The following is a 24,099-nucleotide window of genomic DNA, read 5'->3' as shown; positions in this document are numbered from 1 at the left end:
GGCCATAAGGAGGGGCGGAACGGTGTATCAACGGAAAGTAAATCTGCTTCTCATCGTATTCAGCGTCATCGGGGGCGTCATCGGCTTTGCCGCCGGGGAAGCGCTGCTCTACAGCTGGGAGGGGCGCATTCCGAACTGGCTGCTGATGGGCGCCTACTTCGGCCAGCTTGCCTTGTTCGTCGGCTTGATGTGCCTCATTGCCGAGCAGATCTCGCCCGAGCTGAACGGCAAAGGGTGGCGGCTGCGCTACGCCAAGGATGGCTGGAAGCTGCTCGTTCCCGCGACGCTGCTCCTCCTGCTGATCGCCGGCGGGGTATTGCAGTTCGTGTACGGGCTCTATTTCGGGAAGCATCAGCCCCCGCACAATATTCTCGTCTCGATCGACGTCTCGGAAAGTATGGCCGAAACCGATCCCGGCCGGGAAAGCTTCCGGGCGGCCAAGCAGCTTGTGCAGAACATGGAACCGGACAAGCGTGTCGCCGTCATGACGTTCAACGACCAGGCCAACCTGTTGCAGCCGCTCACTCCCGTCGACAACCAAGCCGCCAAGGACGCCGTCACGGCCAAGCTGGACAGCTTCGGCCGTCCGACAGGAGGGACGAACATCGGGGCCGCGCTGGCCAAGGCGATGGAGCAGATCGAAGCCGCTCAGGCGGAGGCGCGCGGGAGCATGGTCATTCTTATATCCGACGGCTATAGCGAAGTCGATTTGAACAGCTCGCTTATGCCGTATACGAGCAAAGATATAGCGGTGAATACGGTGGGCGTCAACGCCCAAGACCGGCAAGGAAACGAGCTGCTGAAGCGCATCGCGTCCAGGACCGGCGGAACGTACCACAGCGTCGAGGACGTCCAGAATTTGTCGGCCGTGTTCGAGAAAATTTACAAAGCGAACCAAGGCTGGCATCTGGTTGGGGAACGAACGGGGTCCGCCGTCAATAGTCTCTACTATGCCGTACTGAGAATCGTCTGCATGACGCTGATCGGACTGCTGATGGGTTTGTCGCTCGGCATCGTATTCGACAACCGGTACCTCGCACGCAGCTTCTCCATCGGCGGAGCGATCGCCGGACTTGCGGCCGGCTTTATTTTGGAAGAAGGGCTGAAGGGCGGTTTCCTTCCAGGAGGTACGGTCCGCGGAGCGGCCGATATCGTACTGGCCGTCGTCTTGTCGCTGTCTACGCTGATCTTCGCTTATAAGGAAAGCAGGACGGACGATGCGGGCCAAGGATTATACAAGCGCAGCCGGAACGGCTCCGGCCGAACCTTCGGACAGAACGGCCCGACGAACAGGAAGTTCCAATAAGGAGCTTGAGATGAAGGAGGAATCGCGCGGATGCAATGGAGCGGCGAGGCGTCCGGGCGGAGCCGTATAACCGGAATGCGGCATCGGATGCAGGACAACGAGAGCGTGTTGACATGGAACTGGCCGGAGGACATCCACATCGTATACATTTACCTGTTTCCCGCGGAGGCGGAGCTGCCTTTGGAGAAACGGCCCGGGCACGCGATGAAGCTGCTGACGCGCGAGGAGTACAAGGCGAAGGCCGGTTACCGGGGACGCATCGAAGGTATCGGGCGTTACGCCTATCGCGTCTATCCGTGCGAGCGGGGGGAGGGCGGCATCGCGCTGCTCCGGCAGGAGGACGAGGACAATGTCATCCGCTTCAGTACCGGCAAAGCCCGAATCCGGTATTCGATCAAATACGGCAGCGCCTTGTTCCGTAAAATGAAGCCGGTGCGGATCGAGCTGTTGAGCGAGGTGCTCGTGCCGAAGGAGGCGCTGTGCTACGTGATGAAGGAAGGGGCGCTTCCGCTCCATAAGGAGGACGGGACGGCGTACCCTTTCATCGAGGACATCGTTCCGGGACGCAACGTGCTGCCGGAAATCGAGATTCCGAGAAACAATCGGATCAGGCTGTTTTTTACCGATGGCAAGCTTTACGGTGAAATGTACGAGCTGATCCCCGAATAGAGGAGGGAAACGCATGCTGCAATTTCTGAAAGGGCTGTTCGAGAAAAAGCCGCTGCCGAAAGTGAGGCCCGAGTTCTATCCGATCGTGTGCCCGTATTGCTTCAGCAAGTTCAGCCCCGAGGATGTAGTGTTCCGGGCGTCGCACCATGTCGAGGGCGACCAGGATTACGGGCTCCAGGAAGACGAGGAATTGAACAAATATCGCGGGCGGTTCAATTTGTCTCCGATCGATGAGCTCGAAGCGGTCATTCATCCGGCTTCCATACCGGAAGAGAACCGGATTTACTCGAATAAGGTGCTTGTCGGGCTAAACGACCGGTACGGCCGCGTGACGAGAAAGCGGCTGTGTCCGCATTGCCACAATGAGCTGCCGATTACAGCGGGCAAAGTTCCGAGCAACATCATCTCGATCGTCGGCGCCTCCCAAGTCGGGAAATCGGTCTATATGACCTCCCTGATCCATACGCTGCAGCATTTAACCGCCTCGAATTTCAACGCGGCCTGCATTCCGCTCAACGCCGATATAAGCAGGAGATTCCGCCAAAATTACGAGGAGCCGATATTCGAGAGAGGCATCATGCTCGATTCGACCCAGAAGGAAGAGAAGCAGGAGCCGTTTATTTTCCAGTTCGTGTTCAAGGACGAGCAGATGGCTCCGCTTACGCTCGTTTTTTTCGATGTCGCGGGCGAAATTATGACCGATCGGGATATGCTCGACCTGTATGCGGCGCACATTAAAAATTCCGCGGGAATCTTGTTCATGGTCGACCCGCTTCAGATCAAGACGATCCGCGACAGGCTGCTGATCAATGCCGGCAGTCAGGTGGGGGAATTCGCGGGCCGGTACGACGAGCCGAGAGAAGTGGCGATTACGATGTTCGAGAATTTTATCGGGCACGAGGACAAGTCCAGAACCGATATTCCGACGGCCGTCGTGCTGACGAAAAGCGATATGCTGCAGCATTTGAAGGAAGAGGACGGGGACTATATCCGCTCGAACAGCAACGTGTTCCGCGACGTCGTTCACCGGAAGCATCTGAACTTGAGCGAATTCGAGAACATTAACGGGGAAATACGCAGATTCATCGAGAAGGTGGACCGTCCGTTCAAAGATACGCTGGACGTTTATTTCACGGATACCGCCTACTTCGCCGTCTCGGCGCTCGGGTCCAATCCGGTCGACAAAAAAATCGCCGGCGTCGTCACCCCGTGGCGCGTGGACGAGCCCTTCGTCTGGCTTCTGCACAAGCTGGACTATATCGAGGGGAGGGAGGGCGATTGAGCATGCAGGGGAAAATCCAGCAGCAGTACTATACCCGCGGGCGGAAAGGGATATTCCGGTCCAACGAGGGTCTGGACACCGTAGCCAAGTCCCCCTCACTCGACAACAATTTTATTAAGAAAACGCTGCATCCGTTCTGCTTGTACCACGCCCCTCAAGAGCTGAGACAGCGGGGGGAGCAGGATTTGGCGAAATATCCGGAGTCGCTTACCGTCTTCACGGCGGAAACCGGGGAACTGGTCATCGGGCGCGGGGTGTTCGCCGGGGCGGATTTTACCGGACAGCGCGATACGATATTCGTCCACCAGTATGTCGTTCCCGTAGACAGGAAAGAGCAAGCGTACCGGACGCCGGACTCGATATTCCGCATCCGCTTCTTCGAGAGCAAATACAACGAGGAACAGACGTCGCTGCCGGAGCTGGACGAGCTGGACTATACGCCCGGGCCGAAGCTTGAGGAGGAACGCGAGACGCTGAAGCGGCTCGGCATCGGCGAGATGCGGTTCAAGCAGCTGCTATGGGCGATTATGATGTCCGTGTCCAGCAACAAGAAAGTGTACGTCGCCCTCGACGTCGACGTCAGCGAAAGCTCGCTGTACGCGAACAGGCTGCTCGGCTTGTTATACCGTTGTCTGCCTTACGGGATGCGGCGCAAATTCGGCTTTACGACTTACAGCCACGAGCCCCAAGGCAAGAAGTTCATCAACGCGATGTTCGTGGAGAAGGGCAGTATCCGGGCCGGAGACCGCAATATCGACAAAGACTACATTTTCGATTTTCCGAACGAGCGCTTCAGCAACGTAGAGCCCCAAGGCTCCGATCCTTATTATTTGGATTTCGCCTGGGCGAATCGGGAGCGGCCGGAGGAGCTTGCGGCTTTCTACGAGTTTGCGGAAGAGGCGCTGCAGGATATGGACGCCTCCATGCAGTCTTCTTTGCCGGCCTATTACCAGCTATGCGCGCTTTACTTGGTGGAGCAAGGAGACGACAGTCTGTACGAGGCAAACAAGGAAGCTTCCGTCTCCGGGACGCTGAGCTACTTGAACAAGGACAACGTCGAACGCAAGCCGAGAATGGACGGGCTGTTCTGGAAGCTGGTCGACAAGGAGGTTTCCTTGCTCGGTACCGGCTACACCCCGACGTTCGGCTTTCTGGAAGCGATGATCGACTTTTACCGGATCGGCGGTATGAAGGAAAAGCTGGTGACGTCGTTAATCCGTTTTCTGTATAACGGCTGGAACTACCACGAGGATAGCAGGTTGGCGCAGCAGGTGTTTCAAGCGATGGTCAAGCACGAGGAGCTGTTCCAGTCCGTCGTCCGGCGAATGCTCCATACCGACCAGTTCGCCCCTGTCGTGCACGGCTACTTGCTCGACCGTCTGCAGCCTATCTCCAAGATGTCCGCGCTGTTGGACGAGCTGTCGTTCTGGCTCAAGCAGAACGAGGAGGCGTTGTGCACGCCGTATTTCCGGGAGCAGCTGATCCGCGTGACGAAGGAATTGCTGGATAAGGACAAGGAACGGATCGCCGCGGGCGGCAGCCTGAACGCCTTTCTGGACAAGCAGTACAAAAGCAAGTCGGACAACGCGAAGCGGCTGCAGGAATTTTACAACGATCTGGACTTGCAGGCGCAGAAAACGATTATCGCCCACGCGGATCTGGAACGCATCACCATGCAGCAGCTCGAAGGCGTGAAATATATGCTCGGCCACCACTCCCAAGTGCTGTCCGACAGCTTGGGTCCGAAAGACCAGGCCGTGTTCAACATTTTGCAGTGCGCCTCCTTCCTATTGCGCAACGCCAATATGAAGGAAGCCGAGAACTATATGACGTTAAGCCTGCTGCAGCCGAGGGAAATCGACCAGCTGCAATCGCTGCTGCAGCGTCTGCTGAAGGACAAGGTCCGGTCCGACAGCTATGAGAAGATCGCATACGCCTTCTATGAGAGCGGAACGGAGCCGGGCGAATGCTCGTTCTCTTATTTGAAGATGCTCGACTACGTGCTGAAGCAATCGAACCATTCCGATGAAATGTACGACTTCTTGAACTGGTCGGCCTCCTACCCTTATTTTCTGGATGCGCGCGGGAAGATCGCCAGGGAATATGAAGGCGCGATCCGGGGCTACTTCAACAAAACCGACCGCGGCGCGCTGAACAAACGGAACGTGTGGCTCAAGCTGAAAGGGACGCCGAACCGCTCCTTCAAGAAACTGTACGACGATATCCGGCTCGCGCAGTCGAACCCGATCATCCGGTTTATCAAAAAGAACCGCAAAATGCTCATTCAGTTCGGCGGCATTGTCGTGGGCGTGGCGGCGCTGACGATCGGCGGCATTTACGCCTTCCAGTCGTGGTCGGGGCCTTCCGAGCCGGTTCAGCAGGAGCCGAAGACGGAGGACAACGCGGGGAAACAGCAGCCGGCCGCTCCTGCGGACAAATCCGGTCAGCCAGGCGGACAGACGGGGACGCAGGGCGGGCAAAGCGGGACACAGAGCGGACAAACCGGGACTTCCGGGGCGAATACGGGGTCCGGCACATCGACGAGCGGTGGAGGTCAGACGACAGGACAGACGACCAATTCTCCCGCCTCGTCGTCCACGCCATCGGGTACGTCCCAGACCGGGGCCGGCGGCGCACGGCCATAACGCCGGCTCGTCTACTTTGTTGCAAACACGGGAGGAATATCAGTGCTCGACGTGAAAAGACTAGCGAGCCTCGCCCTGTTGTCGATGCTGGTGGGCGCAGCCGCGATCGTCGGATGGGCGGGCGCCGCGGCGGCCGCCGATTCCGGCGATAAAACGTTCGGCGACGTATCGGCCGACCATTGGGCGCATCAGGCTGTCCAGGACATGATCGGCAAAGGCATTATCGACGGCTATGACGACGGGACGTTCCGCCCAGGCGATTCGCTGACGAGGGAGCAGTTCGCCAAGCTGCTGACGCTCGCCTTGGACCAGCCGCTTGAGCCGGTATCGGAGGCGACATTCTCGGACGTGGCCCCCGATTCGTGGTCGTTCCCTTACGTCGAGACGGTCAAGCTCTATTTGGAAGGCTACGTGTTGCCGATAGGCAAGCCGTTCTTCGATCCGGGCGCGGTCGTGACCCGGGAAGACGTTGCGGTCGCTCTCGTGAAAGGGATGAAGCTGCAAATCGAAGGCATTGATGCGAGAAGCGTCATCGAGGCCAGACTGACCGATTATGACGATATTTCTCCGGGGCTGGACGTATATGTGGCCGCGGCGCTGCAGAACCGTCTGATCGAAGGCTATCCGGACGGAACGTTCAAGCCGGATAGCGGCTTGGACCGCGGTGCGGCGGCCACGCTGCTGTACAGACTGCTGCAGTCTCCCGATATGCCGAAGATGAAGGAGATCGAGCTGACCGTAAGCGCGCCGTCCAGTGCGGAGACGCCCATAATTCAAGTGTCGGGCTCGGTAGGCAAGGAGACGAAGCTGACTTTGAACGGAACTGATATCTCGCATAACGACACGTTCAGCCGGCAGATCGAGTTGACGAACGGCGAAGGAAGCTACGATTTCGAGTTTCGGGCGATCAAGCCTAACGGACGGTATAAAGCCGTCTTGAAGCATGTAACCTTTGCGATGCCGGGTCCGAAGCTGACGGTGGAAGCGCCGCAATCGACCGATAAGCAGAAGGTCGTCGTGACCGGCCAAGTATCCGACATCAACGACGCCGCACCGGTGATCCGGGTGAACGACCAGGAAGTAAAGCTGTCGTCGAACGGGGCATGGAGCAAGGAGCTGACGCTCGCCGAAGGAGATAACCCCATTGCGGTTACGGCCGTCAACAAGTACGACAAGACGACCTTCATTCAGCGCAACGTGACCTTCACGGTCAAGCCGCCGGAGTTGTCGCTCGGCGACATACCGGAGACGGTTCATGCGAAGACGCTGAAGGTGACCGGCAAAGCGGACGATTTGAACGACAAGCAGCCTAAGCTCTCGGTAAACGGTCAGCCGATCGAGTCGCTGGATTTCGCCGTGAACGTCACCTTGAAGGAGGGCGACAACACGCTTCTTTTCGTGGCGAAGAACAGCTTGGGTAAGACGACGACGATTACGAAGAAAGTCAATTACGTCATACTGCCGCCGACCATTACGCTCGATCCATTCAACGAAACATCGCTCCAGAGCAGAGTGACGCTGAAAGGCAGCGCAACCGATACGAACGACCCCGAGCCGTCCTTGTATGTTAACGACCGGTTTGTGAGCCGGAAAACATTCAGTACGGACGTTACACTCGCGGAAGGGGACAATACGGTTACGATCAAAGCGACGAACAATTTGGGGAAAACGAGTACGGTGACGAAGAAAATCACTTACGTGATCATTCCTCCGAATCTGAATATCGACCCGATTCCGGAAACGAGCCCAACCAAGACGATTACAGTCAAAGCTTCGGCCGCCGATGCCGTCGACCGCTCCCCGATGCTGTACTTGAACGGCAGCTACGAGGCGGTATCCGCCTTTACCCGCACGGTCACGCTGAACGAGGGAATGAATACGTTAACCTTCAAAGCGACGAATGCATCGGGCAAAAGCACGGTCGCCGAGCGTAAAGTGATGTTCGTTCCGCCGCCCCCGACGATCAAGGCGGACAATATCCCTCAAGCGGTAACGTCCAATACGCTGTATTACGTAGTCAAAGCAACGGACCCGAACGACATGTATCCGAAGCTGTACGTAAACAACCAGTACGTCGGTTCCGGCGACTACAACGGCAGTATGACGCTGAAGGAAGGCGAGAACGTCATCGTCTTCAAATCGACGAACGCTTATGGCAAGACGTCGGAGCTGACGAAGACCGTTACGTACACCGCGCCGGGCCCGACCGTAACCGTCGGCACGCTGCCGCAGACGACAAGCTCGCAGCTGCTCATGATCAGCGCGGACGCGAAAGATCCGAACGATCCGGCCCCGAAGCTGTACATGAACGGCCAGTACGTTCAGGACCGCGCTTTCGCCAAGTCGGTTACGCTCGTCCCGGGGTTGAACAGCTTCGAGATCAAAGCGATCAACAAGGCCGGCAAAACGTCGAACGTCGTAACCGTGAACGTTACGTACAATCCGCCGGCGTCGGCATCGCCATCGCCGTCCGCACCGGCTACGGCGAAATGATCGGCGTATAGGCTACAAAACGGCAGTCCCTTTATTGTGAAGGGGACCGCCGTTTTTGTTTTGTGCAAGCCGATTTACCAGTTGAAGGTGGCGACGCAATCCAGAAGCTTTGGATGGAAGTCGCCGAACTTTTCCTCATACAATTGATTCATTCGGTTCAAAATGCTGCTCTCGCTGCTCCAGTCGACCGGTACGGATTCTTTTTTGATTTGATTGATTTTCGGCTTTCTGCGCGTCGAGATCCCGAGCTTCGTTTCGGCATGGAGAATAAAGTTCAACCGTTCGTCGCTGTAAGAGTCCTTGCAATGTCCGACCTCCACTTTAAGGTACATAGCATTATTTTTATCTTTGCCGAATATATAAGGAACCGGATACGGGCAATAAGTCCAACGTTCGTGGGTCAGCTGCCTGAAATTCGGAATTTCCTCGTACGCTTTCGGATAAAACCAGAAGGAGGATTTGCCGATATTCCCGCAGTAGGCCAAATTCGGGTGTTGGCCGATAAATTGCTGCATCGCCGAATCGAACATGTCTACTTCGCCAAAATCTTTAATATATTTCGATACCGCTTTATATTTATGTACAATTTCATAGACGGTCCGGGAAGTCGTGTCGGCAGGCGCCTCGACTTGATCCAGAAGCAATATTTGTTCAATCGCGCTTTTATGTTCCTTGTAAATATCCCGGCACAGCTCGATATGCTTCGCTTCCGGCAAAGTCAAATCTTTTAACAACTCCAAATAATATCCGATGAATTCGTATACTTGGTTGTTCATATTGTGCTGCTGCAGCGGCAAGTACCGGCTCATCAAGAGATACCAGTCCAAATGGCTGTACGAGAAATACCGGTCGTCGCTCGGCGGCGTATCCGGGAACAGGGTCAAGAATACCGGTAAAATCGTATAATCCGGGTAGTACCGGCTGATCATTTCATAATATAGGTTTAATTGATCCTTTCCTTCCCCGGCGTGCACTTTGTTCTCGATGATCATCGCGAATTTATGATGCCGCGAGACGACGACAAGATCTATAAAATATTTTTTGTTTGTGGGATGCTTCTGTTTATTCCACTCCCGGTAAACTTCCGCGTCCATCAAGTGCCGGAGAAATACGTCGGCTTCCGTCAGCGCAAGGGAGTTCGTTTTCTGTTCGACCGCTTTATCGCTATTCATCTCATGGGAGAGTACCTCAATGATGAACTTCTTCAGCGGCGCATCGCCGAGGTTGTGGTTTTCGCCCGGATCGAGAAGCCAACCCAAAATATTCGAATGCCGGATTTCGTAGTGGTTCATTTTCAGCACTTTAAGCGGGTTGAAAGACTGCAAATGGAACTGGAGCTTCTCGAGCGAGTCGTTGTTAATAATAAATTTGGTCAGCAGCGGCAAAATGTCGTTACGTTCCAAGGCGTTCACCTCTGTCCTATTCATAGTTTGCTATAATCCCGTATGATTATATACCATATTCCGGGACTTTTGAACTAATAGGCAAATAGATGAATAGATGCGAACATATGTTCGCTGACAACAATAGTCATCAATTTTTGCTAAAATAAGAGAAAAGCTTCATGAACAAGGTGGGAGAGCGGATGTCGTTAATCAAAACGCTGAATAACCAAGAGGAGTTTACCGGATTTTATTTGCTGAAGGAACTGGAGCTCAAACAAACCAATTCAACGCCGGCGAAAGACTATTTCGACATCGTGTTATGCGATTCGAGCGGGCAGCTGCCGGCGAAGTACTGGGATGTTTCGCCAACGGATAAAGAAACCTTTTTCCCGATGGGGCTTGTCAAGGTGCGTGGGATCGTTCAGATGTACCGGGAAAAGCAGCAAGTCAAAATTATGAAAATCCGCAAAGCGACCGAACGGGATGGAATCTCTTTAACGGACTTCATCCGCTCGGCGCCGATCCGGCCTGTCGATCTCGTATACACGATCAAGCAGGCGATGGAGGCGATAACCGACGAGGAGATCAAAACGATCGTTCAGCATTGCGTCTCCAAGGTGGAGGAGAAATTGCTGCACTATCCGGCAGCCAAAACCCATCACCATGCTTATTGCGCGGGGCTCGCTTATCATATCGTAAGAATGCTCGAGATCGGCGATTTTATTTGCAGGCAGCGCGCCTTTCTGAACCCCGATTTGATCAAAGCCGGCATTATTCTGCATGATATCGCGAAACCGGAGGAGATGGTGGCGCAGCTCGGCATCGTCAGCGAGTACAGCGTCAAGGGGAAGCTGCTCGGACATATCAGCATGGCGTCGAACTGGATTACAGAGGCGGCGATCGCCCATCATATCGATTTGGACTCGGAACGCGTGCTCGCCCTGCAGCATCTCGTCTTGTCCCATCATAATTTGGGAGAGTGGGGGAGCCCCGTTCAACCGCAGACGGCGGAGGCCGTAGCGCTTCATCATATCGATTCCCTCGACGCCAAGCTTCAAATGGTGGAGGATGCCCTGGACTCTACTCCCGAATCCGAGAGGTGGACTCCCGCTATTAGAGGCTTGGAGAATCAAGCGGTTTATCGGACTTCTTTTTAATCCTATATTCAAACAAGTCTGCTTCGCCCAAAGCGCGAGCGGACTTTTTTTGTACATGAAAGAGGCCGGTCCTGCATAAAAGTTATTGACATGTCGATGGTAGCAATATAGTCTTATGTTTGTATAAACGTTTACACTAAATATGATTTGTTTGTATATATGTTGAACTAATAACTTCCATGAGAGAGCCAAGTGCAATGGAGGAATTACCTTGTAAGCGAGTTTTGGCTTTGAGAGCTTTCTTCAGAAAGCTTGCTTCGTGAGCCTGGAGTTTCTACAATCCGAAGGCCCATACAAATCAAGAAACTCAAAACAACCTGTCTGAAGCTGCAAGTGTGATTTTACGAAGATACGTAAATTCACACTAGGTAATCCCTTTCGGAATGGAACGACAGCTAATCATTAGTTCAACTCATATATACTTGTAATTGTCATTACTAACACAAATTTTTTTATACATATTTGTGTAAACGTTATTACAAAACCGTCAAAAAAATGAATCGTTTCTCCGCTGGGAAGGGCGCGAGAGCATACGAAAGGGAGATTGAGAATGGAGAAACCGGTATTGAACGTCGGCATGATCGGTCTTGGCGAGGTGGCGCAGGTAGTTCACATTCCCGTTCTGGAGGCGATGCCGGATCGGTTCAAAATTACGGCCATCTGCGACATTTCCCCGCAGCTTGTACAATACATAGGGGATCGGTACGGGATTGAGAACCGGTACACGGAAGCTTCCGAGCTCGTCAAGCAGCCCGATGTGGACGTGGTGCTTGTACTGAATAGCGACGAGTACCACGCCGAATGCGCGATAGCGGCCGCAGACCATCGCAAGCACGTGCTCATCGAGAAGCCGATGTGCCTTACTGAGGCCGAAGCGGACGCCATCATAGAAGCGCAGAAGCGGAACGGCGTTAAAGTGATGGTAGGCTATATGAGGCGCTATGCCGCGTCATTCGTCGAAGCGGTGAACCATATCGGCGGATTTGAGCGGATTACGTACGCGAGAGTAAGGGATATTATCGGACCGAACCGCTTTTTTATTGGACAGACGAGTCATGTCGTTTCGTTTGCGGATATACCGGAGGAGCTGAAGCAGGATCGAAGAGAGCGATCGCTCAGACTCGGTCAAGAAGCGACCGGACTCGAACCCGGCTCTCCTTATTTTAACCTGTATCGGTTCTTGACAGGACTGTCCAGTCATGATTTGTCGGCCATGCGGGAAGCGATCGGAATGCCCAAGGGGGTCGTAGGAGCGAAGCTGACGGTTCATCCGGGCAGCCTGTTCCTGAATGCGATCCTCGACTACGACAAGTTTTCCGTTACGTTCGAGACGGGGACCGACGCCCAAGGGCGGTTCGATGCACATGTGGAAGTATACTCCAGAACCAAATCCGTGAAGGTCCAATACGACACGCCTTATATCCGCCACTTGCCGACCAAGCTGCTCATCTCCGAAACAGCGGGCGAAACCTACACGGAATCCGTCATCCGGCCGACCTATACGGACCCTTATACGCTCGAGATGCGTCATTTCTACGACGTCATTACGCAAAACCTTGTCCCTAAAACGACACCGGAAGACTATAAACAGGACTTGGCTCTATTTAAAATGATCGTGGATGCGGTCCAGAAATAATCCGTTCGCCGGCCGCAAGGCGTGTTTGACATACCCGGATTTTTGTGCAAAAGTAGGTGTAAACGTTTATATGGAGAGTAGACGATGTATACCATCAAAGATGTAGCACGGGAAGCCGACGTATCCATCGCCACGGTATCGCGGGTTATTAACGGAAAAGACCGGGTCAAGAAAGAAACGAGAGAGAAAATCGTACGGGCGATCGAAAAGTTAAAATATGTTCCGGACCAGGCGGCCCGGACGATGATCAGCAAAAAAACGAAGACGATCGGCCTCGTCGTTCCGCTGCTGTCCAACGAATATTGGGCGCAGATGGCGGAAATGATGCAGAGAAGGCTGATCAAGCGCGGGTATTCGCTGCTAATAAGCACATTTAATTTCGATGACCATAACGACTTGTCCTTTCTCGATACGTTCATGGAAAGAAAGGTTGAAGGCATCATCATCGGCGCCTGGCCCAAACCGTTCAGTGAAAGCGATCAAGCCTATATCGGAATGCTGCAAAGCCAGAACATCGCGCTCGTTTCCCTCGCTCACGTTACGAATAACGTCATCTTTATAGGCGGAGATCATTTGAGCAGTTCTATGGAAGCGGTCGAGCATTTGATTCGGCTGGGGCACCATAAAATTGCTTATTTGGGCGGGGCCGGCGTTGGCTTCGAGAGAGAATTGGGATACCGAAACGCGTTCATGCTGAACCGGCTCCAGATCGATGAATCGCTGATCGTGAGCGAACGGGAGCATACGCTGCATTATTTCAGCCAATACGGCTACGAGCGGACTTGCAGGCTCGTGTCGGAACGATCCGAGTTCAGCGCGCTGTTTTGCGCCAACGATTTAATCGCGATCGGAGCGATCAAGGCGCTCGAAGAGCACGGATTGCGGGTACCCGAGGATATAGCCGTTGTCGGATTTGACGATATTACGGCAGCCGGGTATTACCGGCCCGCCTTGACTACCGTGAAGCAGCCGATCGAGGATATGGCGAATGCGGCGGCGGACGTATTGCTCGAACAAATCGAACATCCGGACGTCCGTTCTCCGCAACGGAAAATTATGTTTCCGATGCAGCTGGTCGTTCGGGAAAGCTGCGGCTACGGACGGGGGCAATAGCTATCCAATGTGGCAAGGAAAACAGTCTGCCCGGCCGGGTGCCCGAGCAGGCTGTTTTTTGCATTTTCGAATTAGAAATCAAAACTCTGGTCAAGCAAGCGGGGAGCATGCTATTATAGAAATCGATTACTAAACAAAGGAGCCGGTCATGATGTCCCGAATATCCGAGCTTGAACGTTACTGCTGCACCTTGTACGATACGCGCGATCAGTTGAAGCGTCATATTTTCGACCGGGCGGATCAAGCATTCGAGGAAGGAGATCGGGCGCGCGATCGAGTTGCGTACTTGGAGCAGCTCCAGGCTCGACAGATCGAGATGAAGAAAGCGTTCCTGAACGCGATCGGCGGGCTGCCTTCGACGGACGCACCGTTGAACGCAAGGACGACGCATATATCGAAAGGCTCCGGGTACACCGTCGAAAACGTCATATTCGAATCGCGACCCGGCCATTACGTAACTTCGAACTTTTATTTGCCGTATCGGCGGGAGGAGCGTTCCGCCGCGGTGTTATTTTTAAGCGGACATGAATACGAGGCGAAGCACAGCGTTTATTACCATGAAGTATGTTTGCGTTTCGTCCAAGCGGGCATGATCGTCCTGGCGATCGATCCGATCGGGCAAGGAGAACGGCTGAGCTTCAGTGGTCCGGAGCACGATAGCTCGAATGTAATCTGGGGAACGCGAGAGCATCAGCATTTCGGCGTGAAATGCCATTTGCTCGGCGAAAGCGTGGCGCGCTACTTCATTCACGATGCGATGCGTGCGGTCGACTATTTGTGCGAGCGTCCGGAAGTGGACCCGGCGCGCATAGCCGTTACCGGCAATTCCGGTGGCGGTACGCAGACGTCGATGATGATGGTGTGCGACGACAGACTCGCGGCCGCCGCTCCGGCTACCTTTATTATGAACCGTCAGCAATATATGCATGCAGGCGGCGTGCAGGACGCCGAGCAGATATGGGCCGGTTTGACCGCGGTCGGTTTCGATCACGAAGACTTGCTGCTGTCGTTCACGCCTAAGCCATTGCTCGTGCTGGCGGTGCAATACGACTTCTTCCCGATCGAAGCGACGCGTCGTACGGTCGCACGGTGCGGCCGTTTCTGGGACATGCATGGCAAAGGCGGGCTGATGCGGATGGAGGAGGATGCGTCGACGCACCGATATACGGATAAATTGGCCCGTGCTGCCGCCGAATTTTTTCGCGAGCATTTATCCGTTCGGACGGACCCGGTCGCCGCAGATCAAGCTCCGCTGTCCCCGCTGCCCGTCGAGCAGCTGCTCTGCACGAGCCATGGACAAGTCGTACTAAGCTTGCCCGGCGCGAAAACCGTTCAAGACGAAATCGCGGCGAGATGCACGCAACTGAAGCGTTCCCGGGACGGAAGGGGAACGGAGGATAAGAAAGGCGAGGCGCTGGCTTGGCTTCGGGAGAAGGTAGTAACCCCGCGCAAACCATGCGATTTAAACGTGCGCCGTATATCGGTCGGGGCGACGGATGGGCTGCAGGCGGAATACCGGCTATGGTGGTCCCAGACCGGCATCATGAACAGCGGCTATATGTTCCGCAGCGAGGGAGTCACGGATGACGAGAGAAGACCCGTAACGGTCGGCGTCTGGCTCGGAGGGACGACCAAGCTGGCCGATCGCTGGTCATGGATTCGGGAAACGTGCGACAAAGGGCGGGACGTGCTTGTACTGAACTGCTCGGGCGTAGGGCCGCATGAACCTTACGCGATATACGGCAAGCCGCTTCACCCGTTCTTCGGAGTGATCCATAAGCTGACGGACGATCTGATATGGCTTGGCGACAGCATGGCCGCGCTGCGCGCTTACGATGTGATCCGGTGCATCGATATGATCGGACAGGTCGACCAGCCCGGGAGCGAAGCGGTCACGGTCGATTTCCACGCGGCAGGTCGGCAGGAGCTCATTGTGCGGCTTGCCGCAGCATTGGATGAGAGGGTCGGACGGGTTTCGTCGGACAGCCCGTTGGTCAGCATTTCGGATTGGGTGAAATCCGAAAATTATGAGGAGGACGACGTGATGAGCGTTGTCATGCCCGGCATATTGCAATATTTCGATCTTGGAGAGATTTGAATCGCAGCAAGTCGGGAAGCCCGTTTCAGCTTTATTAGCTGAGCGGGCTTTTTGTCGATAGGGGACTTGCCGGGCTGTCAAAATCCGCTACTCGGAGAATCTTGTCATAGTAAACCAAATTTGCTAAATAGTAAACTTCGTTGCGCTAATTTCCCGCTCTGAGGCGTTCTGACGTAATTAGTGAACCTAATTCCGCAAACACCGAACTTAAGTTCACTAATAGTAAAATTCGGTTCGCTATTCCGAAGAAGCCCATACTTTCGTGTAGCTGGCGGTAATACGATAGGGGCTGCCCGATCCATCCGAACACCCGGCGTGAACACTCCTCTATCAGGCTATACCGGCAGAAAGGATGACCGCACCGAGCGCCGGGAACACTACAGGCGCATTCGTATTTGACTTTTAGCCCAGAATTGTTGTCCGGCGACCATATTCCGATTGTTTTTTAATATGCCGATATTCCATTTATGGCGATCCGGTCGACGTTTATACAAATGGGCGATAGTTCGGACCGTATTTTTTCGATATAGTTTTAGCCAAGCGGCAGTTCGGTCAGGCGATCCGATGGCGATCGGCCTCGCATAGCGGTGTCGCCGCTAATCACATTTCGAAGAGGAGGCCACAGTTTTATGTTAAACAAGAAAAGGGGTTACACGGCCATATCCGCCGTATTGGCAGCGACGGTAGCGTTAGCGGGGTGCGGCTCGGACAAAGGCGACGGGAAAAACGCCGCAAATGACGGCAAGGCGGCAGCGCCGAACAATAACGCTCCAGCCGAGGGCTATACGCTCCCGATCGTGAAGGACGGCAGCGTTACGCTGAGCATCGCCGCTCGCGATTTTCCCTCTCCTTATAGCTATACGAAAGGGTTTCCGGTCTGGCAGGAAATCGAGAAAAGAACCGGCATCAAAATCAATTGGATCGTAACGCCCAACGACCAATACAACGACGTCATGAACGTGAAGCTGGCCGCCGGCAAAGATTTGCCCGACATCATTACGCTGCCTACCGCCGATCCGGTAAAGACGGCCGACGACGGGCTGATCATTCCGCTCGACGATCTGATCCATAAATACGCGCCCAACATCAGCAAATTTCTAAAGGACAATCCGGAAATCGACAAGAAGATGCGCTCGCCCGACGGCAAGCTGTATGCGATATCCTCGGTCACTTCCGGTGTCGCCTTCTCCGACCCGTACGGCATCCTGATCCGTCAAGACTGGCTGGATAAGCTCGGGCTGAAGGAACCGAAGACGCTCGACGAATGGTACACCGTTTTGAAAGCGTTCAAAGAAAAAGATCCGAACGGCAACGGCAAGCCGGACGAAATTCCGTTCGTTCCCGATCTGAAGCTGAGAGGGCTCACCATATTCGGCAGCGCGAAAGGCTTGCATCTGTTCTACAGCTCCGGCTATTACCCGGACAAGAGCGGCAAGGTGCAATTCGAATGGCTGAAGCCGGAAGCGAAAGAGCTGGTCGTCTGGCTGAATAAGCTGTACAAGGACGGCTTGATCGACCCCGAATTTATGACCAAGACGTCGGATGCGACCCGTGCCAACATTACCCGCAGCGAGGCGGGCGTAACGAACCGGTTTCTGAACGGCAAACCTAGCTTCGAGTCGGCTATGAAGAAAGCGGGCGAGCAATCGGTGGTCTGGAACCTGACCGTACCGCCCGCAGCGGACGGCGATAAAGGCTTCTACGAGAAATACGGCCCGATCAGCGGCTGGTACGGCATTAGTAAGGACGCCAAAAACAAAGAAGCGGCGATTAAATTCCTCGATTACATTTACGCAAGCGAGGAAGGTAACCGGTTCGTCACGTTCGGTATCGAAGGAAAAAGCTATACGATGGTTAATGGTCAGCCGAAGCTTACGGAATTCGCGTACAAAAATCCGGAAGGGCTGGACATCAACACGGCGCTCCGTTCGCTCGGGGCTTCGCCGACGATGCCTTGGATTCGTGCAACCGAAGGGCCGCTGTCTTCGCTGGTCAAGGAAATTATGGCATTGGACCCGAAAAGCGCGGAGCAGGCCAAGAAGGTCGAATCGTACTTGATCGAGTCGAACCCGTATTCGCTTCCGTCCGTCGAAGAGTCCGAGACGCTCGCCCGCTACCAGTCGGAAATTACGACCTATGTCGATTCGACGATCGCCAAATTCGTCACCGGCGTGGAGCCGATCGATTGGGACAAATTCACGAACCAGGTTAAAGCGCTGGGCATCGACAAAGTACTGCAAGTGAAACAGAAGCAATACGACCGGTACAAGAAGTGACATTCGGAACGGGAGGCGAAGGACCGTGCGCACGGAAGCGGACTATATAGAACAAACGGCTCTTCTCCCCCGCAAGAAGAGCTGGTCGCAACGATTGTGGAAAACGGTAGAGCGCGACAAATATTTGTATTTGCTCATCCTGCCGGTATTGATTTACTACGTGGTGTTTCATTATGTACCGATGTACGGCATCATTATCGCGTTCAAGAAGTTTCAGCCGCTGAAGGGCATTTTGGGCAGCTCGTGGGTCGGGTTCCGTTATTTCGAGGAGTTTTTCACGGCTCCTTACTTTTGGCGGCTGTTGAAAAATACGCTGCTGCTCAGCTTTTATTCGCTGCTGTGGGGGTTCCCGGCCCCCGTTCTATTCGCTCTGCTGCTGAACGAGGTGAGGCATAAGCTGTACAAACGGCTCGTGCAGACGGTAAGTTATTTGCCCCACTTCATCTCGATCGTCGTCATCGCGGGGATGGTCGTCAGCTTCACGGGGCTCCGGGAAGGCATCGTCAACCAAGCGCTAGTGCTGCTCGGCATGGAGCCGATCAACTTCATGGCCGAGCCCGGCTGGTTCCGGACGATATTCGTCGGCTCCGGCATCTGGCAAGGGTTCGGGTGGGGTTCGATCATTTACCTTGCCGCCATCGCCGGCATCGATCCGCAGTTGTACGAAGCGGCGGAGATGGACGGAGCCGGACGGTGGACCCGAATGTGGCATATTACGATACCTAGTCTAATTCCGACCATCGTCATCATGTTCATTATGCAGATGGGGCACCTGATGGATGTCGGGGTGGAGAAGGTGCTGCTGCTGTCCAATCCGCTCACGTATGAGACGGCGGACGTCATCTCGACGTTCGTGTACCGGCGAGGGGTGCTGAATCAGGATTACAGCTTCGCGACGGCGGTAGGACTGTTCAACAACGTGATCAATTTGGTGTTGCTCATCGGCGTCAATGCGCTGTCGCGCAGACTATCCCAATCTTCGTTATGGTAGGAGGGCTGATACCGTGAATATGTCGAGAACTTGGGGAGATCGGATATCGTACGGGTTCATTTGCGCGATTCTGGCCGTCGCCCTCCTCATTACGCTGTACCCGTTCGTGTATGTGCTCAGCATGTCGATCAGCGACCCGATTCACGTCATGAACAACTCGGTCTGGCTGTTCCCAAAAGGCTTTTCCCTCGATACGTACAAGAAGGTGTTCGAGAACGGGGAAATTTGGATCGCTTACGGAAATACGCTGTTCTACACCGTCGTCGGTACCGCGATCAATGTCGTCATGACGTTTCTCGCCGCGTACCCGCTGTCCCGGCGTACATTCTCCGGTCGCAAAGCGATTATGGTCGGCATCGTGGTGACAATGTTTTTCAGCGGGGGACTGATCCCGAGCTTTATCTTGATCAACGAGCTGGGGCTGTACGATACGAGATGGGCGCTGCTCCTGCCCGGAGCGGTCAGCGCGTTCAACATCATCATCGCGCGCACGTTTTTCCAGAACATTCCGGAGAGCTTGTTCGAATCGGCCCGAATGGACGGGGCGAACGATATCGGCATCCTGTTCCGTATCGTACTGCCGCTGTCCAAAGCGGTGCTGGCCGTGCTCACGCTGTTCTACGCCGTCGGGCATTGGAACAACTACTTTAACGCGATGCTGTATGTTTCCAATGTGAAGCTGCAGCCGGTTTCCTTGTATTTGATGAAAATTTTGATCCAGAACCAGGACCCGACGATGCAGGACATGAGGGAGGCGCTGGAGAGGATGCTGTTCTCGATGCAGCTGAAATATACGATGATCGTCATTACTACGCTGCCCATCGTCTGCATCTATCCGTTCCTGCAAAAATATTTCGTCCAAGGCGTCATGATCGGCTCGTTGAAGGAGTAGGTGAAATGGGGAAGGCCGCACAGTTCCGTGCGGCTTTTCATTATTGTTCGGGAAAAGCCAATAACCTTCCTCAAACTGGAAAAAGGGAGACTGTCGATTAACTGAAAGCGAAGCGAAAGCACGCCGTTCCAAGTGAAAAGATACCTTCTTTTACTCAGACAGCTTGTTTTAAAGTCCTTGATTTATCAAAGATTTAGCGGTTGGAATAGTGAAGCTTACGAAGCTAGCTTTCTGTCGAAAGCTCTTAAATCCAAAACTCGCCAGAAGGTATCCTTTTCACTTTCCACTCCTTTACTCACGAGTTAATCGACAGTCTCAAAGATACAGTTATTTTCGGGAAAACGACGTGTGTACTTGTAATAGCTGGAAAAAGTCCAGCTAATTCTCGCAGATCGGGACGAATCGCCGTCTTGACGTAGAAATAGCTGCACCTTTTCCATTTAAAACGGCGAGAGCGGCCTTTGACGCCGCTTTTACATACATATTTTCCATTTAACAAACATAACGATCGCCCGGATACCTTCACTCCCGGGGAGTTGCTTCACTCACGTTTCCGGCGCGTCGTCCCCTTCCTGGATCAGGAGACGGCGGTACTCGCCCGGCGTGACGCCGCATATTTTTTTGAACATGCGGATGAACGAATTGACGTTCTGGTAGCCGATCTTCTCGGAAATTTCGTTGATGCGCATGTCTTTCTCCCCAAGCATTTCCTTGGCCCGGCGGATGCGCAGATCGTGCAAATAATCGGTGAACGTCATGCCCGTTTTTTCTTTCAGATAGGTGGACAAGTAGCTGCGCGATCGCTGAAGCTGCTCTGCCGCCATTTCCAGGGAAATGTCCTCGTTGTAATGCTTCTCGATGTAGTCGAGTACGAACTCCTTGACCGGATCGTAGCGTTCTTTCTTTTCCCGGATCAACCGGCACGTTTCCTCGATGCAATCCGTCAATACCCGCTCCAGCTCCCCGACGTTACGGCATTCCTGAATCTGAGCGTAAGGGGAGTGGCTTTCCATCAGAGCGCCGACATCGAGATGGTGCCCGAGCAGCGCTTTAATAAGCTGGGAGGCGATCTCTTTACCGAACAGCGTGAACTGATGCGCGTTCATCTCCTTATGCTCCATCTGCCGCAGGAGGCGCCCGACGATAGCGGCTGCCCTCTCGGCTTCTCCGGCTTGCAGTTGGGCCGCCAATTCACGCTCTTGAGCGGAAGGAAGGAACAGGAACGGATCTTCCTCGTACGGCGTATGCTCGGTTACGATCTGCATGTCGTCGGTCATGCTGCGCGCGAGCAGCATGCGGCGGCACTTCTCGTATCCAGCGGCGAGCCCCGGCGCTTGCAGCGGCTCGGGATGGACCGCTACTGTTAACTGGCAATAAGCTTTATCGCGGTCGAACACTTGCTTCAGCTTGGCCAGGACGTCAAGCAGCTTGTCGGGATGCGATTCGCCGAACACGAGCGTCAAAATCTGGTTTTTCTCCGTCTGCAGCGTAACCGCATCGGTAAAATGCTCCGCAATGTTCAGGTTGATAAATTCTTGGATGAAATAGCTCGCCTTTTCCTGCGTTTCCTCCGTCAGCTCGCGGTAGTTTCTCGTAAACGCCATCTGGAACACGAGCAAGTAATACGGCTTATCCGTCTCGATCAATTCGCGTATGGCGTTCATCGGGTACAGCGATTTGGCACCGCGAAGGTAGCCGTACTGCTTCAGCAGGCTCGTTTTGCGCGTCAGGTCGGAGCTCATCTCGCGGTTCGTCTGCGCCATGTCGGCCATTTTCTCGTTGATCCAATTCCATTCGTCGATGCCGCTCCGGATGACGGGAGGATTGCCCGACCGCTTCATCCCTTCGATCATTTGCTGGATCGGATTGTTGAATTTGTAGCTCAAGATGACCGAAATCGCGATGCCCGTCAGGACGGCCGCCGCCATAATCGAGAGCAGCAAGGCGTTCAGTCTCGACACCTGGGAAGCGATATAGGCATGGGGGATGACGTTTACGTAAGTAAAACCGGTATACGGCCCTTTTTTATAAAAATAATATTGTCCGTCCCGGATCGTATGCCCTTCGCGCTCGGGATACATCGAACCGTCCGCCTGGACAGCGTCACCCTTGGAGAACAACCGCGTCCCCGCTTCGTCCAAGATGAGGAAGCTGTCGTTGATGGAAAAGTGAAACCGCTCGAACATCTTCTCGCCGTCGATCAGCGCGATCAGCAGAAACGGATTGTTGTCGGTGCCGCGTTTGGAGGCGATCGGAAACAGAAGCCCGAGATCGTTTTCCGGGCCGATACTGTCGATTTTGCGGAAACGGTCGGCGGGAAATACGCGGAAGGCGTACTTTTCCTTCAACTGCTCCGTCCAGAACGTCTTGCTGTAGGCGGGACTGGCAAAATTGCGAACGAACAGATCGGCGGCGCTGCTTGTGCCGTTTTTCTCGATCGCATAGGAATGGTTCGGCATATAGATTAGCAAATTATTCATATACAGGAACGTATTGTTCGTCATCGTCTGGATCTGCTTCAGCACCGACGCGACGGCTCCGTAGTCGTAAGCGGTCTCGGATTTCGCTATCGCGTTCAGCGTCTCGTTGAAGCTCATGAGCAGCAGATCGTTCTGGATGAGGCTGAAATGCTTCTCGTAGCCGTCTACCGTTTTGTCCAATCCAAGCGTATTGTACCGGATAATTTCCTGCTGAATATTCGTTTTGAAGAAGGTCAGGGAAAGGAAGTTAAACGACAGAAGAAACAGGATCATCGCGATGAACGATATCAGGAGCTTGACGAACAAGGAATTCCATTTCAGCTTTAGAAATCGATTAATCCTCATCGGATTGCCCCCTCATGTCTGTATTTCTTTATTTTACTATATATTTGTCCGTTTCGGTACTGCTATTCGTTCCCTGTATGCTTCCGCGCCATCCAAAGAGAATGCCCATGACAAAATAAGTAGGAAAAACGGATAAAATGCGACATTTACAACAACGAAGGCAGCGCCTATTCTATAACTGATAATAATTATCAATATCAATGAAAGGTCGGCAAATGCATAAAGGAATAGTTTGCTTCCCGGGCGGAGGCAGTCGATATTGCTTTGCTGTACAAGGGGAGGACAAGACATGAAAGCTTTGCGGTTAGTGGTCGTGCTCATGCTTACGCTTGCGGTTGCCGCGTGCGGGAGCGGGAATTCCGGGGGAGCGGGCGGACAGGGTGCCGGCGCGAAGCCCGAAGCCGGCGGGAGCAGGGCGAAGCCGGAGCAGTCCGGCGGAGATACCGGCTCCGGCCAGGACAAGACAATTAAGCATGCGATGGGAAGCGTCACCTTGAAGAAGCAGCCGGAGCGGGTGGTCATCCTTTTTAACGGCATGGTGGACAATGCGGTCGCGCTCGGCGTCAAGCCGGTCGGAGCGGTGGAGTCTTGGGAGGAGAAGCCGTGGTATAACTTTCTGCGCGACAAAATGACCGGGGTCAAAAATTTGGGCGAGGAAACCCAGCCCAATGTGGAGGCGATCATCGCTCTGAAGCCGGACCTCATTATCGGCGCCAAATCGCGCCATGAGAAGCTGTATCCGCAGCTATCCGGCATCGCTCCGACGCTGATGCTCGAAAACGTGTTCGATTGGAAGGAAAACCTGACGCTGGGCGCCGCTGCCTTGTATAAGGAGAAGGAAGCGGAGCAAATTTTGAAGCAGTGGGATAAGCGGGTTGCGGAGTTCAAGCAGCAGGTCGGCAGCAGCTTGGGGACGACGGAAATCTCGATCGTCCGGTTCGAAAGCGACGGCAGCGCCCGCTTCTATGTGACCGGCTTCGCCGGAACGATATTCCAGGAGCTCGGCCTGACCCGGCCGAAAGCCCAGCAGGTGGAAGGCAAGACGGTCGTCAATTTGACCTCGAAGGAGCAGATGGCGCAGTTGGACGGGGATTACATCTTCGATATAACCCGTTTCGTCGAGGGGGATGAGGGCAGGAGACAAGCGCATACATCCTGGACGTCGCATCCGTTATGGAAAAGTTTGAAAGGGGTCAAAGCAGGCCGCTATTATCCCGTCGATGTGGTCACGTGGAATTTGAGCGCGGGAGCGTTGGCTGCGCAGTCGCTGCTCGACGATCTGTATAAATATATCGGAAAGAAATGAGCCGTTGTAGATAAACGGTCGGACG

At 54.2% G+C, this 24,099-nt stretch carries 15 protein-coding genes; 13 read left to right on the top strand and 2 right to left on the bottom strand.

What is annotated here, in order from left to right:
- Positions 1–22 precede the first annotated feature (22 nt).
- From FE783_RS28185 to FE783_RS28165, 5 genes are read left to right on the top strand one after another with little or no spacing between them, the layout of a single operon-like run.
- Positions 23–1,306 (top strand): vWA domain-containing protein, encoded by a 1,284-nt coding sequence (locus FE783_RS28185; RefSeq protein WP_138882716.1) that lies wholly within the window; start codon positions 23–25, stop codon positions 1,304–1,306.
- 30 nt (positions 1,307–1,336) lie between these two features.
- Positions 1,337–1,975 carry a hypothetical protein gene (locus FE783_RS28180; RefSeq protein ID WP_138882715.1) on the top strand — a complete coding sequence of 213 codons (639 nt, stop codon included), beginning with the start codon at positions 1,337–1,339 and terminating at the stop codon, positions 1,973–1,975.
- Between the two features lie 13 nt (positions 1,976–1,988).
- Positions 1,989–3,257 carry a TRAFAC clade GTPase domain-containing protein gene (locus FE783_RS28175; protein WP_138882714.1) on the top strand — a complete coding sequence of 423 codons (1,269 nt, stop codon included), beginning with the start codon at positions 1,989–1,991 and terminating at the stop codon, positions 3,255–3,257.
- A gap of 2 nt (positions 3,258–3,259) precedes the next feature.
- Positions 3,260–5,902, top strand: a complete 2,643-nt coding sequence (locus FE783_RS28170) for a GAP1-N2 domain-containing protein (protein WP_138882713.1) — start codon at positions 3,260–3,262, stop codon at positions 5,900–5,902.
- A gap of 42 nt (positions 5,903–5,944) precedes the next feature.
- Positions 5,945–8,395 (top strand): S-layer homology domain-containing protein, encoded by a 2,451-nt coding sequence (locus tag FE783_RS28165; RefSeq protein ID WP_138882712.1) that lies wholly within the window; start codon positions 5,945–5,947, stop codon positions 8,393–8,395.
- 74 nt (positions 8,396–8,469) lie between these two features.
- On the opposite strand, the gene FE783_RS28160 is transcribed toward FE783_RS28165, so the two are convergent.
- Positions 8,470–9,822: a PD-(D/E)XK nuclease family protein gene (locus FE783_RS28160; RefSeq protein WP_138882711.1), complete on the bottom strand. Its 1,353-nt coding sequence runs from the start codon at positions 9,820–9,822 to the stop codon at positions 8,470–8,472.
- A 158-nt stretch (positions 9,823–9,980) separates the two neighbouring features.
- Here FE783_RS28160 and FE783_RS28155 point away from each other — a divergent pair, with 158 nt between their 5' ends.
- The 7 genes from FE783_RS28155 (at position 9,981) to FE783_RS28125 (ending at position 19,943) form a co-directional block, all read left to right on the top strand.
- On the top strand, positions 9,981–10,937 hold the full coding sequence (locus FE783_RS28155) for a 3'-5' exoribonuclease YhaM family protein (protein ID WP_138882754.1): 957 nt from the start codon (positions 9,981–9,983) through the stop codon (positions 10,935–10,937).
- 550 nt (positions 10,938–11,487) lie between these two features.
- Positions 11,488–12,573: a Gfo/Idh/MocA family protein gene (locus tag FE783_RS28150; RefSeq protein WP_138882710.1), complete on the top strand. Its 1,086-nt coding sequence runs from the start codon at positions 11,488–11,490 to the stop codon at positions 12,571–12,573.
- A gap of 84 nt (positions 12,574–12,657) precedes the next feature.
- Entirely contained in the window at positions 12,658–13,686 is a 1,029-nt protein-coding gene (locus FE783_RS28145; RefSeq protein WP_138882709.1) for a LacI family DNA-binding transcriptional regulator, read from the top strand.
- A 148-nt stretch (positions 13,687–13,834) separates the two neighbouring features.
- On the top strand, positions 13,835–15,784 hold the full coding sequence (locus tag FE783_RS28140; RefSeq protein ID WP_238403287.1) for an alpha/beta hydrolase family protein: 1,950 nt from the start codon (positions 13,835–13,837) through the stop codon (positions 15,782–15,784).
- A gap of 629 nt (positions 15,785–16,413) precedes the next feature.
- The gene (locus tag FE783_RS28135) at positions 16,414–18,060 is read left to right on the top strand and encodes an extracellular solute-binding protein (RefSeq protein WP_138882707.1); all 1,647 of its coding nucleotides are present in this window, start codon (positions 16,414–16,416) and stop codon (positions 18,058–18,060) included.
- Between the two features lie 25 nt (positions 18,061–18,085).
- Positions 18,086–19,051, top strand: a complete 966-nt coding sequence (locus FE783_RS28130) for an ABC transporter permease (RefSeq protein ID WP_238403286.1) — start codon at positions 18,086–18,088, stop codon at positions 19,049–19,051.
- 19 nt (positions 19,052–19,070) lie between these two features.
- On the top strand, positions 19,071–19,943 hold the full coding sequence (locus FE783_RS28125; protein ID WP_138882752.1) for a carbohydrate ABC transporter permease: 873 nt from the start codon (positions 19,071–19,073) through the stop codon (positions 19,941–19,943).
- 545 nt (positions 19,944–20,488) lie between these two features.
- Here FE783_RS28125 and FE783_RS28120 read toward each other — a convergent pair.
- Positions 20,489–22,768, bottom strand: a complete 2,280-nt coding sequence (locus tag FE783_RS28120; protein ID WP_138882706.1) for a helix-turn-helix domain-containing protein — start codon at positions 22,766–22,768, stop codon at positions 20,489–20,491.
- A gap of 289 nt (positions 22,769–23,057) precedes the next feature.
- Between FE783_RS28120 and FE783_RS28115 the strand changes: the two genes are divergently transcribed.
- On the top strand, positions 23,058–24,074 hold the full coding sequence (locus FE783_RS28115; RefSeq protein WP_138882705.1) for an ABC transporter substrate-binding protein: 1,017 nt from the start codon (positions 23,058–23,060) through the stop codon (positions 24,072–24,074).
- Positions 24,075–24,099: the final 25 nt, after the last annotated feature.

It is taken from the genome of Paenibacillus mesophilus (genome assembly GCF_005938385.1).
Classification (GTDB): Bacteria; Bacillota; Bacilli; order Paenibacillales; family NBRC-103111; genus Paenibacillus_AB; species Paenibacillus_AB mesophilus.
This window is presented reverse-complemented; position numbering and strand designations above follow the sequence as displayed.